Annotated in this window: 13 protein-coding genes and 1 other RNA gene; 5 read left to right on the top strand and 9 right to left on the bottom strand. The window is 70.3% G+C overall.

Annotated elements, in window-relative coordinates; all coding sequences use genetic code 11:
• Window positions 1-10 precede the first annotated feature (10 nt).
• The 4 genes from rnpB to AC0VYP_RS08370 all read right to left on the bottom strand — a co-directional run bounded on the left by rnpB (window position 11) and on the right by AC0VYP_RS08370 (window position 3186).
• Window positions 11-394, bottom strand: an RNA gene (gene rnpB / locus AC0VYP_RS08385) — RNase P RNA component class A.
• 23 nt (window positions 395-417) lie between these two features.
• A complete protein-coding gene (locus AC0VYP_RS08380) occupies window positions 418-1515 on the bottom strand; it encodes a bifunctional RNase H/acid phosphatase (RefSeq protein ID WP_475473331.1) in 1098 nt (365 codons plus the stop codon).
• Between the two features lie 25 nt (window positions 1516-1540).
• Window positions 1541-2302, bottom strand: coding sequence for a zinc ribbon domain-containing protein (locus tag AC0VYP_RS08375; protein ID WP_285760515.1), 762 nt, complete (start codon window positions 2300-2302; stop codon window positions 1541-1543).
• On the bottom strand, window positions 2299-3186 hold the full coding sequence (locus AC0VYP_RS08370) for a Nif3-like dinuclear metal center hexameric protein (protein WP_475473330.1): 888 nt from the start codon (window positions 3184-3186) through the stop codon (window positions 2299-2301). Before AC0VYP_RS08370 ends, AC0VYP_RS08375 begins: the two co-directional genes overlap by 4 nt.
• A gap of 164 nt (window positions 3187-3350) precedes the next feature.
• On the opposite strand from AC0VYP_RS08370, the gene AC0VYP_RS08365 reads away from it, so the two are divergent.
• Complete coding sequence (locus AC0VYP_RS08365; protein ID WP_475473329.1) at window positions 3351-4328, top strand: 2-dehydropantoate 2-reductase; 978 nt, start codon at window positions 3351-3353, stop codon at window positions 4326-4328.
• Window positions 4329-4412: 84 nt separating this feature from the next.
• Window positions 4413-4919 carry an LURP-one-related/scramblase family protein gene (locus AC0VYP_RS08360; protein WP_475473327.1) on the top strand — a complete coding sequence of 169 codons (507 nt, stop codon included), beginning with the start codon at window positions 4413-4415 and terminating at the stop codon, window positions 4917-4919.
• Window positions 4920-5027: 108 nt separating this feature from the next.
• On the opposite strand, the gene AC0VYP_RS08355 is transcribed toward AC0VYP_RS08360, so the two are convergent.
• On the bottom strand, window positions 5028-5486 hold the full coding sequence (locus tag AC0VYP_RS08355; RefSeq protein WP_475473325.1) for a hypothetical protein: 459 nt from the start codon (window positions 5484-5486) through the stop codon (window positions 5028-5030).
• A gap of 145 nt (window positions 5487-5631) precedes the next feature.
• Between AC0VYP_RS08355 and AC0VYP_RS08350 the strand changes: the two genes are divergently transcribed.
• Window positions 5632-6576 carry a deoxyribonuclease IV gene (locus tag AC0VYP_RS08350; protein ID WP_475473324.1) on the top strand — a complete coding sequence of 315 codons (945 nt, stop codon included), beginning with the start codon at window positions 5632-5634 and terminating at the stop codon, window positions 6574-6576.
• 33 nt (window positions 6577-6609) lie between these two features.
• Complete coding sequence (locus AC0VYP_RS08345) at window positions 6610-6951, top strand: hypothetical protein (RefSeq protein ID WP_285760521.1); 342 nt, start codon at window positions 6610-6612, stop codon at window positions 6949-6951.
• A 76-nt stretch (window positions 6952-7027) separates the two neighbouring features.
• Here AC0VYP_RS08345 and AC0VYP_RS08340 read toward each other — a convergent pair whose 3' ends face one another.
• Complete coding sequence (locus AC0VYP_RS08340; protein ID WP_285760522.1) at window positions 7028-7585, bottom strand: GNAT family N-acetyltransferase; 558 nt, start codon at window positions 7583-7585, stop codon at window positions 7028-7030.
• 679 nt (window positions 7586-8264) lie between these two features.
• On the opposite strand from AC0VYP_RS08340, the gene AC0VYP_RS08335 reads away from it, so the two are divergent.
• The gene (locus AC0VYP_RS08335; protein ID WP_475474198.1) at window positions 8265-11147 is read left to right on the top strand and encodes a glycoside hydrolase family 48 protein; all 2883 of its coding nucleotides are present in this window, start codon (window positions 8265-8267) and stop codon (window positions 11145-11147) included.
• A gap of 34 nt (window positions 11148-11181) precedes the next feature.
• Here AC0VYP_RS08335 and AC0VYP_RS08330 read toward each other — a convergent pair whose 3' ends face one another.
• The 3 genes from AC0VYP_RS08330 to manA form a co-directional block, all read right to left on the bottom strand.
• Window positions 11182-11424, bottom strand: coding sequence for a hypothetical protein (locus AC0VYP_RS08330; RefSeq protein ID WP_475473321.1), 243 nt, complete (start codon window positions 11422-11424; stop codon window positions 11182-11184).
• Window positions 11425-11573: 149 nt separating this feature from the next.
• Window positions 11574-11948, bottom strand: a complete 375-nt coding sequence (locus AC0VYP_RS08325; RefSeq protein ID WP_475473320.1) for an FKBP-type peptidyl-prolyl cis-trans isomerase — start codon at window positions 11946-11948, stop codon at window positions 11574-11576.
• A 104-nt stretch (window positions 11949-12052) separates the two neighbouring features.
• Window positions 12053-13240: a mannose-6-phosphate isomerase, class I gene (gene manA / locus AC0VYP_RS08320; protein WP_475473319.1), complete on the bottom strand. Its 1188-nt coding sequence runs from the start codon at window positions 13238-13240 to the stop codon at window positions 12053-12055.
• Between the last annotated feature and the right edge of the window lie 140 nt (window positions 13241-13380).

The following is a 13380-nucleotide window of genomic DNA, read 5'->3' as shown; positions in this document are numbered from 1 at the left end:
ACCTTAAAGGAGGGGGAGTCGGCCGGTAAGCCGGATTCTGTCGGCCCGTCGCCGGGCCGGACGGCCATCCATCTGGGGCCGCTGTTACCAGCGACCTCGGTGCGGTCTACCCGCGAACATCGGGCGGGCCGCCCTCGATCGTCCGCGCAGAGGACTCGCGTCCCCCTTTTGACCTTGCTCCGGGTGGGGTTTACCAAGCCGCCCGGATCACTCCGGACGCTGGTGGTCTCTTACACCACCGTTTCACCCTTACCGCCGGTCGCCCGGCGGCGGTCTGTTCTCTGTGGCACTGTCCCGCGGGTCGCCCCGGGTCGGCGTTACCGACCACCCTGCCCTGTGGAGTCCGGACTTTCCTCGACGCCGCAAGCGACGCCGCGACCGTCTGGCCGACTCCCCCTCGTCCCACGATTCTAGCGCCTAGGCCAGATGCCCGGTGTCGTTGAGCAGCCGCACCACCATGGGACCATCGCTGAAGCAATGGACCTCCGAGAAGCAGGCCACGTCCAGGTGCATCCGGTACAGCGCCTGCAACGGCGCGAGCAGCGCCTGCTGGAGGAGCACCTTGATCGGGGTGACGTGGCTGACCACGAGCACCGTCCGACCGGGGTGGTCGGCAAGCAACCGGTCCCTGGCAGCGGCGACACGATCCGCGGCCTCCGCGAAACTCTCCCCTCCCGGTGGCGCTGCGGCCGGGTCGGCGAGCCAGCGCGACAGCTCATCGGGCTGCTTGGCCCGCACCTCGGCGAAGGACATGCCCTCCCAGTCACCGAAGTCGGTCTCCCGCAGATCCTCGTCGATGTGGACCCGCAGGCCGAGTTCAGCGGCTGCGTAGGCCGCGGTGTCCCGGGTGCGGCGCAGCGGCGAGGACACGATCGCGTCGATCCCGCGGCCGGCTAACCGGCGTGCAGCGCGGCGGGCCTGCTCGTGACCGGTGTCGGTGAGAGGGATGTCGCCGACACCGGCGAACCGACGCTCGACCGACAGCGGGGTCTGCCCGTGCCGCAGCAACACGAGCTGGGTGGGGGCGGTGTCGGGCGCGGACCAGCCGGATACCGGCGCGGCGCTTTCGACCGAGGCGTCGGGGACACCGTCGCCGATGCCGCGCGACGCACCATCCATGGCCTCGTTGGCGAGCCGGTCGGCGTGGGCGTTCTCCGCACGCGGGATCCAGGTGTAGCGGACCCGCCCGAGCCCCGACGCGAGCTCACCCGCACGGGCTGCCAGGGGACGCATGTCGGGGTGCTTGATCTTCCACCGCCCCGACATCTGCTCCACCACGAGCTTGGAATCCATCCGGACCTCGACGTCGGCCGCCGCGGCGAGAGCGGCCACCGTCTCGAGGCCCGCGATGAGGCCGCGGTACTCGGCGACGTTGTTGGTGGCCACACCGATCGGCTCCGCGACCTCGGCAAGGAGTTCGCCGGTGCCGGCGTCACGCACGAGCGCCCCGTAACCGGCCGGCCCGGGGTTGCCGCGGGAACCGCCGTCGGCCTCGACGATCAGCGCCCGGCTCATCGGCCCCGCCCGTGCGCGGCGGCCCTCACTCCTGCACCGGCCCGCTCAACCCGGACTCGTTGGTGCGCACGAGGATGCGGCGGCAGTCCTCACAGCGCAGCACCTCGTCGGCGGGGGCGGAGCGGATCTGGCTGAGTTCGGCAGTGCTCAACGCCAGCTTGCAGCCCTCGCACCTGCCGTAGCGCAGCGCCGCGGCCCCGACGCCGCCCTGCTGCTCGCGCAGTTTCAGGTACAGCGCGCGCAGGTCCTCGGGGATCTCCGCGGCGACCCGCTCCCGACGCTGGTTGGTGCTGTCGGCGTCGGCCCGGATCTCCAGGATCGCCTCGGAACGACGGTCCTCTGCGGCCTCGCGCTCCGCGGTGAGGGCGACGAGTTCCTTCTCGATGTCGGCGCGGCGGGCCTGGGCGAGCTCCTGGCGCTCCATGACGTCCAGGACGATCTCCTCCAGCTCGGCCTGGCGGCGCTGCAGCGACACGATCTCGGACTGCAGTCCCTCCAGTTCCTTGGGGGAGGAGACCTGGCCGGTCTCCAGCCGCCGGGCGTCGCGGTCGGAGCGGACCCGGACCTGGTCAACGTCGCTCTCGGCCTTGCGCTGTTCCCGGTCCAGGTCGCGCAGCGCGGTCTCAGCGACCGCCACCTGGTCGCGCAACGCCACGATGCGGACGTCCAGTTCCTTGACCTCGGCGATTTCGGGGATGGTGCGCGCGCGGTGCTTCAAGCGGTCCAGGGCGGCGTCGATCTCCTGAAGGTCCAGGAGGCGGACCTGGTGGACGGGTTCTGCTTTCACTTGTCCTCTGATTCCTTGTGGCGACTCGTGGGGGTGTCGGGGGTTCCCACTGCCCGTGTCCAGGCGTCGGTGACGAGGCCGGACACACGCATCTCCACGTTAGCCCGTTCTCCGCCCAACGCGTGCGCGAGTCGGGCTGCGCCCTCAGCCAGCCACGGCCACTCGGTGGCCCAGTGCGCGGCGTCCACCAGGGCGGTGTCGCCGTGTTCGGCGAACTCCGAGGCGGGATGGTGGCGCAGGTCGGCGGTGAGGAAGACGTCCACGCCGGCGGCCCGGGCCGCCCCCAGCAGGGAGTCGCCGGCTCCACCGGAGACCGCGACCACGCGGACCGGGCGGTCGAGATCCCCGGCCACGCGCACCCCCGCGGCCGTCGCGGGCAGCCCGCCGGCGACGCGGTCGGCGAAGGAGCGCAGGGACTCAGGGGTGTCGAGCGTGCCGATGCGGCCGATTCCCCTGCGGCCGAGAGGGTCAGCGGGGTCGGGATCCAAAGGACGCAGTTCGCCGGTGAGCCCGATGGCCGCGGCGAGTGCGTCGGAGACGCCCGGGGCCGCGGTGTCGGCGTTGGTGTGCGCGGTGTAGAGGGCGGTGCCCGCACCGATCAGCCGGTGGACGAGGCGCCCCTTGGGGGTGGTGGCGGCGACGCTGGTGACACCGCGCAGGAAGAGGGGATGGTGGGTGACGAGCAGATCCGCACCCCACTCCACGGCCTCCTCCACGACCTCGGCGACCGGGTCCACGGCGAACATGACACGCCGCACGGGCTGGACGGGGTCGCCGCACACCAGGCCGACCGCGTCCCAGGAGGCGGCCCAGGAGGGGTCGTAGACGCCCTCGAAAGCGGCGATGACATCGTGCAGGGTCGGCGGCGCCGGTGAAGTAGTCACGGTGGGCAGGTTAACGCCTCTGCCATACGCGGTGTCAGAAGCACCACAGTGTCTGACAAGTGACTTAACTCCCGGTTTGTTCGCTAGTGACATGGCTGCAACACGACGGCCCGAGCATCGACGGCGACCGGCGAGACCCGCTGGTCTTCCTTTGGAGGGACTCGATGATCGAATCGACGACCGCTGAGCACCAGGCCCCGGCCACCACCCCGGCTCCCCTGGAGCGCTCACAGCGCGTTGCCGTCGTAGGGGCGGGCGCGATCGGGGCGATTGTGGCCGAGGCCGCCCACCTGGCCGGACACGACGTCACCCTGTGCGTGCGCAGTCCGTTGCCTGCCCTGACGATCGAACGCGGGGACGCCCGGCGCCGACTTCGGCTGCCCACCGCAACCACGCCCGACGCGGTCGGGGCACCGGTGGACTACCTGCTGCTGGCGACCAAGGCCCAGGACACCGAACGCGCGCTGAGCTGGATCCGGCGGCTGGCCGGCCCCACGACGAAGGTGGTGGCGCTACAGAACGGGGTGGACCATGTCCAGCGCATCACCCCCTTGCTGGCCCGCGGCACTCTCGTCCCGGCGCTGGTCTACATCGCGGCCGAGCGGGTTTCGCGCGACCATGTCACCCACCGTTGGGGCCGCAAGGTGGTCGTCCCGACGGGTGCCGAGGGAACCGGTCTGGCGCGACTGTTCAGCGGCTCGACGGTGGACGTGGTCCTGGACGCCGACTTCACCACCGCTGCCTGGCGCAAGCTGTTGACCAACCTCGCGGCCAACCCGTTGACCGCACTGACGATGCGTCGCATCGGCGTGCTCCAGAACCCCGACATGCGCGAGCTCGCGCGGGGCATGCTGGCCGAGGCCGTGGCGGTGGGCCGGGCGGAGGGTGCGTCGCTGGCCTCCTCCGACGTGGACCAGACACTGGACTTCTTCGCGGCGATGCACCCGCACAGCGGCACCTCGATGCTCTACGACCGTCTCGCAGGACGCTCGGTGGAGCACGACCTGATCACCGGGGCGGTGGTGCGTGCCGCCGAGCGGCACGGCATCGACGTGCCCCTCAACCGGGCGGTTCTCGCGCTGCTGCGTGCGCTGGGCAACGAGGGGACGATCGGGGTGCAGTCGTTGGCCGGGGTGGGCTGATCGGCCCGTCCCCCTGGCCGAAGCCGCCGTCCCTCCAATAGCCTCGACCGCGCTGACGTCAGTGACGAGGAATCGGGGTCAAGAGTGAAGTTCCTGGTACGCGAGCGCGTGTTCGACATCGGTGACGACTACTGGGTGGAGGACCAGAACGGCGACCGTGCGTTCCTGGTGGACGGCAAGGCGCTGCGCATCCGCCAGACCTTCGAGCTGAAGGACATGGACGGCAACGAGATCTTCCGGATCCGCAAGCGGCTGCTGTCGGTACGCGACACGATGCGCATCGAACGCGACGGCAAGACCGTGGCCACCGTGCGCAAGCGGTTGTTCAACCCGATCAGGAACAAGCTGATCGTCAACCTCGCCGAGGGCGGGGAATGGGAGGTCACCGGCGACTTCCTCGACAAGGAGTACGTGATCGGCGACGGTGACGGACCGATCGCCCACATCAGCCGCAAGTGGTTCCGGGTCCGCGACACCTATGCCGTGGACGTGAACACGCACCGCAAGGACGCGGGCGGCGACCCGGCGCTCGTGCTGAGCGTGGCGGTGTGCGTGGACGCGCTGACCGACGACGAGGAAGGCGGGGACTAGCTTTCCTTCCGGCCCCGGCGAGACGCCGGGTGCGCTGCGCGGGAACCGCCATGGCCGGCGCCCCGGTACGGATGCCCCGTACCGGGGCGCTTCCCTGCGGTTCGTCCGCTAGGCCCGCGCGGTCCGGCCGCGCGCGATCCGGCGGGCCGCCAGCGCGCCCACGCCGAGGCCCAGGCCCGCCTGCACCGCGGCCGCGATCAGGCCGACGGCGATGCTCACCGGCGCCGCGGCGGAGCTCTGGACCAGCGCGCCGTCCACCGTGTTCCCGACCGGGACGAGCACGATCAGCAGCGCCAGGTGGATGATCCCGCCGAACAGTGCCGACAGTCCCGGGCTCGATACGCCCAGGCCGCGCAGTGCCGGCCAGGACAGCAGCGGCACTAAGAGCACGTTCAGCGCCATCATCAGGATTCCCAGGCCGATGTTGGCGTCGGGCGGATCGGTGACCGCCAGGACGACCGATGCGATGCCGTGGGTGAGGCCGTAGGAAAGGATCCCCGCCACCGCACCGGTTCCTGCGGCGACCAGGAAGTCTCGGGACGCAGTGCTCTTCGTCTGTGTCGTCATGTCTTCATGGTCGCACCAGTCGAAACGGTTTCCCTGAGTAGCAGAGCTCAGCCCCGAAGGCGCGAAGCGGCTCAGAAACCCTTTACCGGTAGGGGCCCGGTCCGGTACCGGTGTGCCGCGGGTGACGCCCTAGGCTGGTGCGGCCATGACTACCGAATCTTTCTCGCCCGTCGGGGCGCACGTTCCTGTCGCCGGAGGGCTCGCCAAGAGCGGGCTGGCCTACGCCGCCGAGATCGGGGCCGAGACCATTCAGGTCTTCGTGAGCAACCCGCGCGGGTGGGCCACCGGGCCGGGCGACCCCGGGCAGGACGCGCTGCTGCGCGAGCGCGCCGATCTTCCGGTCTTCATCCACGCCCCCTACCTGATCAACCTGGGCGCCCCCGATGAGGCGGTGGCCGCCAAGTCGGTGGCGTCGCTGGAGCACGCGCTGCGCCGCGGGGCCGAGATCGGCGCACGGGGGGTGGTGGTGCACACCGGGTCGGCGGTGAACGGTTCCCGGACGCACGGGTTGGAGCGGATGCGCGCCCGGCTCCTACCGATCTTGGAGGGCTTGGCCGAGGACGCACCCCAAGTGTTGTTGGAGCCGATGGCCGGCCAGGGCCGGGTGCTGTGTGCGACCGTGGACGATCTGGGCCCTTATCTCCGGGCGCTGGACGACCACCCCAAGGCGGCGGTGTGCCTGGACACCGCGCACGTCTTCGCTGCCGGACACGATATCTCCACCCCTGCCGGGATGCGGGCGATGCTGGACCGGTTCGGCGAGGTCGCGGGCGCCCACCGGCTGCGGCTGGTGCACGCCAACGACTCCGCGGCCCCGTGCGGCGCCAACCGGGACCGCCACGCCAACATCGGTTCCGGCTACATCGGGTCCACGCCCTTCGCCGAACTGTTCACCCATCCGGTGTCGGCGGGAGTACCCGTCACGTTGGAGACGCCAGGGCCGACGGGCGCGCATGCCTCCGACGTGGAGATGCTGAAGAAGCTGCGCGACAACGTGCCGCCCTCCCCGGGTAAGAGGCGGCAGGCCGGGCACGAAATCGGTCACGACCGCCATGCGGGGAGGAAACCGGGGCGGGGTAGACCACAATGATGACGAGCGAGGTGATTGGAGGTCGGTGCCGTCATGGAGCCCGTAAGTCTGGTGGTCGGCGCGATGATCGCACTGGGCGGCGTCCTGCTGGGACGTGCACTGCCCAATCGCAAGGCCCCCCGGCCGCAGCAGTCGTCGAGGTACCCGGCGGTCGCCCAACAACGCCCGCCGACCCCTCAACCGATGTGCGGCTGTGGACACCATCTGGTGTTCCACGACCACGAGAAGAAGGTCTGCCAAGCCCAGGTGGTGATCCCGGGCAAGTGGACGGGCGAGAACGCCAACTCCTACCGCAAGTGCATGTGCCAGGGGTACCGCGGTCCGGTCCCGGTGGACGAGTACTACGCGCCCGACATCCTCGACGGCGGGATGTGACGTCGAGGAGTCCTCACCTTCTGCTCCTGCGCAGGCGCGGGTACCGCTCCCCCGCTCCGGGACGTCCGTCGGGCGGTCACAGAGCGGCCAGCGCCCATGTGAGACGCCCGTCGATCGGGCGGTCGGCCAGCGCGAGGCGTCCGGAGGCGTCCCGTCCCACGGGGCGCAACCCCGCCGCCAGCGCGGTGCGGTGCGAAGCGTGGTTGTCCGGCGCCATCCGCGCGATCACGACGGTGTCGGGGTCGTGGGCGTGCGCGGCGATCACGGCGAGGCGGGCCAGCAGCCGGGCCCACCCGCGCCCGCGCACCCGGAAGTCGAGGCGGTAGTAGAGGTTGAAGACCTCGCCGACCGGGGTCGGGGAGTAGCGGACTCCGCCCTCGCCCAGGATCGGTCTGCTCCCCGATCCTGCGTGCGCGCGCCCGCGAAGGACCCAGTAGCCGATACCCCGGTCGTGCCAGTCCCCGATCCAGGAATCGACCATGGCACGGATGTGGTCCTCCTCGCCAGGGAGCAGTCCCGGGGCGGCTGCGCCGTCGGGTGCGGGAGTCGCGCGGCAGGCGAGCACCCCGTTGATGTCATCGGGTACGGGGCGCCCCAGGGTGAACCCCACTCCCGCGCGGTCGTCCGACACCATCTCGGTCGGGCCCTCCCTCGCACTGGTCCGGCCCGAGAACCCTACCGACCGGCAGCGGGACGCAACGGGGGCCGCACGAGCGGGGAAACGGCGAAAAAACACCCCCACCAGTACGGATTCCACAAAGACGGGCCCGGAGAACAAAACCGGTCAAGTTATTATTTACAGACCGTTTACACCGGGCATTTCTGGGGTTAATCTCCCCATTGAGAGCCCTTCTCGACTTCCGGCTCCGCTCCCCATCCACCGGGGTTCGCCCCCACCACCCCGGTGGATGGGGAAATGGCGGCCGGAGCTCTCGAAGTCGCGTGGGAGCGCTCCCAAAATATCGGTGGAACTGTTCGGAAGGAGTACGGCAGCCACGGCGCCCGGTGCCACCCCCTCGACCACCGGGCCACGATCCGTCTGTCCCCCCGCTGACCCGCCGGCGCCCGGCCCCACCCCCGACCCACCGCGCGCCTCCCCCGCTGTGTCGTCCGCACCTCCCGCAGGACGGCCCCGCACCCGCTTTTTGTGACGACGCGGTCCCCGCCGAGGCGAAGTCGCGCCGCTCAGCGCCATGCCCGTGCGAAGCGGCACGACCAGGGACCGGGAAATCCGGAGGTCGCCCCCCGTGAAATTCGCATCCTTCTCCTCCGCGCGCAGACGCGCGCTGCTGCCGGGCGCGCTCGCCGCGGCGATGGTCGCGGCGTTGATGACGCCCGGCCCAGCTCAAGCGGCCGCCGTGGCCTGCTCCGTGGACTACCAGGTCAGCAATGAATGGGGGACGGGCTTCACCGCCAACGTCTCCGTGCACAACGAGGGCAGCGAAGCCATCAACAACTGGTCGGTGGGCTGGACCTTCCCCGGCAACCAGCAGATCAGCAACGGCTGGAACGCGGTCGTGGCCCAGAGCGGAACGGCCGTCACCGCCCAGCACCCCGCCTGGGCCCCCTCCATCGCCCCCGGTCAGTCAACGTCGTTCGGCTTCCAGGCCACCTACTCGGGCACCAACACCGCCCCCGGGTCGTTCACCGTCAACGGTGCCCCCTGCGGTGGGGGCAACCCCGGAAACGTCGCCCCCGAGGTTGCGCTGACCGCGCCCGCGGCCAACGCGTCCTTCCTGGTGGGCCAGGCAGTGAACCTGGCAGCCAGCGCGTCGGACTCCGATGGTTCTGTCAACCGGGTGGAGTTCGCGGCCAACGGCACGGTACTGGGCACCGACACCACCGCCCCCTACACGTTCTCCTGGACCAACGCCACGGCCGGCCGGCACGCACTGACCGCGACGGCCTACGACGACGCCGGTGCCAGCACCGTTTCCGCACCCGTCACGGTGCAGGTCCTGGACACACCGGGCCTCCTGGCCACCCCCGCCACCGTGCGCGTCCGCCAGGGCCAGACGGCGACCTTCGGGGTGAAGCTGTCCAACCAGCCCTCGGGCACCGTCACCGCAACGGTGGCACGCAGCTCCGGCAGCTCCGACCTGAGCGTCTCCAGCGGCGCCTCCCTGTCGTTCACCACGAGCAACTGGGACCAGCCCCAGCAGGTCACCGTGGCCTCCGCCGACAATGGCGGCGACCCGGGCGAGGCCGTCTTCACCGTCTCCGCCAGCGGCCACGACGCCGCGACCGTGACCGTGCGCGAGACCTCGGCCTCGGCTTCGGCCTACGACGAGGCGTTCCTGGAGCAGTACGAGAAGATCAAGGACCCCGCCAGCGGATACTTCCGCGAGTTCGACGGGCTCCTGGTCCCCTACCACTCCATCGAAACGATGATCGTGGAGGCCCCCGACCACGGGCACCAGACCACGTCGGAGGCGTTCAGCTACTACCTCTGGCTGGAGGCCTACTACGGGCGGGTCACCGGTGACTGGGAGCCGCTGCACGACGCCTGGGAGTCGATGGAGGCCTTCATCATCCCCGGCACGGCCGACCAGCCGACCAACGCCGCCTACAACCCCGGTTCTCCGGCGACCTACATCCCCGAGCAGCCCAACATGGACGGCTACCCCTCGGCCCTACAGCAGAACGTCAACGTGGGCAACGACCCGATCGCCACCGAGCTCAGCAGCACCTACGGCACCGACGAGGTGTACGGGATGCACTGGCTGCTGGACGTGGACAACGTCTACGGCTTCGGGTTCTGCGGTGACGGCTCCGACGACGCCCCCGTCTACATGAACAGCTACCAGCGCGGCTCCAAGGAGTCGGTCTGGGAAACCGTCCCCCATCCCTCCTGCGAGACCTTCGAGCACGGCGGTCCCAACGGCTACCTCGACCTGTTCACCGACGACTCCGACTATGCCGAGCAGTGGCGCTACACCAATGCCCCCGACGCCGACGCGCGCGCCGTCCAGGTGATGTTCTGGGCGCAGCAGTGGGCCGAGGAGCAGGGCAACGGCGGCGAGCTGGACGGACTGCTGGACGACGCGGCCAAGATGGGCGACTACCTGCGCTACGCGATGTTCGACAAGTACTTCAAGGAGATCGGCGACTGCGTAGGGGCCTCTGCCTGCCAGGGCGCCAGTGGAAAGGACAGCGCGCACTACCTGATGTCCTGGTACTACGCCTGGGGCGGGGCGACCGACACATCCTCGCCGTGGGCGTGGCGCATCGGCTCCAGCGCCTCCCACCAGGGCTACCAGAACGTGCTGGCCGCCTACGCGCTGTCGCAGGTTCCCGAGCTCAAGCCGGCCTCCCCCACCGGTGCCGACGACTGGGCCATCAGTTACGACCGGCAGCTGGAGTTCCTGCAGTGGCTGCAGGCATCCGAAGGCGGCATCGCCGGCGGGGCAACGAACAGCTGGGGCGGAAGCTACGCCCAGCCCCCGGGCGGACTGTCAACGTTCTACGGCATGTACTACGACTGGCAGCCGGTGTGGAACGACCCGCCCTCCAACAACTGGTTCGGTTTCCAGGTGTGGAACATGGAGCGCGTGGCCCAGCTCTACCAGGTGACCGGTGACCCGCGGGCCGAGGCCATCCTCGACACGTGGGTGCCGTGGGCCATCGAGCACACCGACACCGACAACGGCGGGGCCGACTTCCAGGTCCCCGCCAACCTCACGTGGTCGGGCCAGCCCGACACCTGGACCGGGACGTCCACGGGCAACCCGGGCCTGCACGTGGACGTGCAGGACTACAGCCAGGATGTCGGTGTGGCCGCAGCGCTGGCCAAGACCCTGCTGTACTACGCCGAGGGCTCCGGCGACGCCGACGCCCGCGCAACCGGCGAGGGGTTGCTGGACGCCCTACTGGCCCACAGCGGGGATCTGGGCATCACCACTCCCGACCAGCCCGACTGGAGCCGGCTGACCGACACCTGGGATTCCCAGAGCCAGGACGGCCTCTACATTCCTCCGGGCTTCTCCGGCACGATGCCCAACGGCGACGTGATCGAGCCGGGAGCCACCTTCCTGTCGATCCGTTCCTTCCTGGAGGACGACCCGATGTGGCCGGACGTGGAGGCGCACCTGGCCGACCCGGAGAACGTGCCCGCCCCGATCGTTCAGCGGCACCGGTTCTGGGCCCAGGTGGAGATCGCGACGGCCTTCGCCGCCCACGAGGAGTTGTTCGGCTGACCCAGACCGGCGGCTCCCGGTGGTGGTGAACGTCCTACCGGGAGCTGCCCTCCACCGTGGCGCGGTCGGCCGACGCCGGCCGCGCCACCCCCTCGCGCACGAGCTTCCCGTTCTGACTGGCCTGCCAGGGAACGGGCTGACCGAAGTAGTCCGCCCAGGACTGCGCCCATTGAATCAGCGGACCAAAACGCAAATTGCCCGTTTCGGCGAGTTCGGTGACTCCCTGAAGGGTTTTGTCAGGAAGGGACAATTTGACCGCGAACTGCCGATAAAACACTGGCTCCATGCCAGGAGATTAGCAACGTGAAAAGCGACAGAGGAATACTCTGGTAATAATGGTCGGCTTCCCTTGCCGGCGGAGCCGCTCCAAACGTCGCGGGGCCGTTCCCCGTCGGCGGGGAACGGCCCCGCGATCGGGGTGACGCGTCAGCTCACACCGATGAGGTTGACCACGAAGATCAGCGTCTCGCCCGGCTTGATGACGGCACCCGCGCCGCGGTCGCCGTAGCCCAGGTGCGGCGGGATGACCAGCTGACGCCGGCCGCCCACGCGCATCCCCGCTACGCCCTGGTCCCAGCCGGCGATGACCCGGCCCGCACCCAGCGGGAAGACCAGCGGCTCGCCGCGGTTCCAGGAGGCGTCGAACTCCTCGCCGCTGGAGTGGGCCACACCGACGTAGTGCACGTGGACCGTGGAGCCGGGCTCCGCGGCGGCGCCGTCGCCGACGGAGATGTCGGTGACCTGAAGCTCGCTCGGGGGCGGGCCGTCGATGAAGTCGATCTCGGGACGCTCAAGCGCCATGGGTAAAGCCCCTTGTCGTGGAGGTGACGGAACTCTTCAGCCTAGCGGGGTCACGAGCGTGCCGACGGCACCCCCGCCCCGCCCGAGGGCTCGGCCCAGGCGGTTCAGTCCAGGGCCCCGGTCGTGGCCACCACGGCGTGCGCGCCGCCGTCGACGGCGATCGCACCGTCGGAGGCTGCCACGAAGGCCGACTCGCCCCGGACCAGCACGAGTTCGGATCCGCACTGTGCACGCATGCGCGCCGCCCCCTCCAGCACGAGCACGATCGACGGCGCGCCCCCGTCGAGCACCGTCGGTCCGCTGCCGGGCTCCAGCACCGACAGGGCGAAGTCGGGGACCGCGGGACGGTAGTCCAATCGGTTGGCCTCGCGCGCGGGGCTGGCGTAGGGGATCGGCAGAACCGCGAAGTCCACGACGTCGAGCAGTTCGACGGGGTTGACGTGCTTGCCCGTCAGACCGGCGCGCAACACGTTGTCGGAACTGGCCATGACCTCGACGGCCACCCCCCGCAGGTAGGCGTGGACGTTGCCGGCGGGCAGGAAGAGGGCTTCCCCCGGTTGCAGGGTGATCCGGTTGAGCAGGAGCGCGGCCACCGCCCCGGGGTCGCCGGGGTAGCGGTGGGCGAGCTCGGCGACGGTGGCGGCGTGCGGACCGCACCGGGGCCGCAGGGCGAGCTCGGCGACCATCGTGTCCACGAGTTCGGCACGATCGTCGCGCGGCAGGGTCAACAGCCGGGTCATGGCCGAGCGCAGCGCGGTGCGCTCGTCGGGCCGGGCGAGGTCCTCGTGCAAGGCGCGGGCCAGGGGCGAGGTGAAACCGGCCAGCTCGACACAGGCATCCCGAGGAGAACGAAATCCGCACAGCGCCTCGAAGGGCTCCAGCGCCAGCACCAGTTCGGGCTTGTGGTTGGGGTCGCGGTAGTTGCGCTCGGGGGCGTCCGCGGCGATCCCCTTCGCCTCTTCCAGGGCGAACCCCGCGTGGGCGCGGTCGGCGTCGGGGTGCACCTGCAGCGACAACGGAGCGTCGGCGGCCAGGACCTTGAGCAGGAAGGGCAGCCGTTCACCGAAGGTGGTCACGGTGCGCTCGCCCAGCACTTCCTTGGGGTCGGCGGTGATGACGCTGTCGAAGGAGCGTTCGCCGTCCTCGGTCAGCAGCGCGCTGGGGGCGCCCGGGTGCGCGCCCAGCCAGAGCTCGGCCTGGGGCCGGCCGTCGGGGGGTGTTCCCAACAGGCGGGGGATCGCGGTGGACGACCCCCATTGATAGGGACGCACCTGGTTGATCAGCCTTCGCATCCGCCCCGCACTTTCGTTGCCGTCCCGTGGCTTGTGACCATCTCAGTCTGGCCGGTCCCGCCCGGCACCGGCACCAGCGTCTCCGCTACCAACGAATGTGGTGCAGGTACTACCGCACCAGTCGGCTGTTCGCGTGTCCA

The organism is Nocardiopsis sp. iso_186 (genome assembly GCF_056173365.1).
Note: the sequence above shows the minus strand (reverse complement) of the source record. Positions and strands in the feature narration are given on the sequence as shown.

What these genes read in the sequence shown, in the direction of transcription:
- AC0VYP_RS08355 (WP_475473325.1), bottom strand. Translation starts at nt 5,486, where the DNA reads ATGACGACACAGACGAAGAGCACTGCGTCCCGAGACTTCCTGGTCGCC.
- AC0VYP_RS08325 (WP_475473320.1), bottom strand. Translation starts at nt 11,948, where the DNA reads ATGGCGCTTGAGCGTCCCGAGATCGACTTCATCGACGGCCCGCCCCCG.
- AC0VYP_RS08365 (WP_475473329.1), top strand. Translation starts at nt 3,351, where the DNA reads ATGATCGAATCGACGACCGCTGAGCACCAGGCCCCGGCCACCACCCCG.
- AC0VYP_RS08380 (WP_475473331.1), bottom strand. Translation starts at nt 1,515, where the DNA reads ATGAGCCGGGCGCTGATCGTCGAGGCCGACGGCGGTTCCCGCGGCAAC.
- manA (WP_475473319.1), bottom strand. Translation starts at nt 13,240, where the DNA reads ATGCGAAGGCTGATCAACCAGGTGCGTCCCTATCAATGGGGGTCGTCC.
- AC0VYP_RS08350 (WP_475473324.1), top strand. Translation starts at nt 5,632, where the DNA reads ATGACTACCGAATCTTTCTCGCCCGTCGGGGCGCACGTTCCTGTCGCC.
- AC0VYP_RS08335 (WP_475474198.1), top strand. Translation starts at nt 8,265, where the DNA reads ATGGTCGCGGCGTTGATGACGCCCGGCCCAGCTCAAGCGGCCGCCGTG.
- AC0VYP_RS08340 (WP_285760522.1), bottom strand. Translation starts at nt 7,585, where the DNA reads ATGGTGTCGGACGACCGCGCGGGAGTGGGGTTCACCCTGGGGCGCCCC.
- AC0VYP_RS08345 (WP_285760521.1), top strand. Translation starts at nt 6,610, where the DNA reads ATGGAGCCCGTAAGTCTGGTGGTCGGCGCGATGATCGCACTGGGCGGC.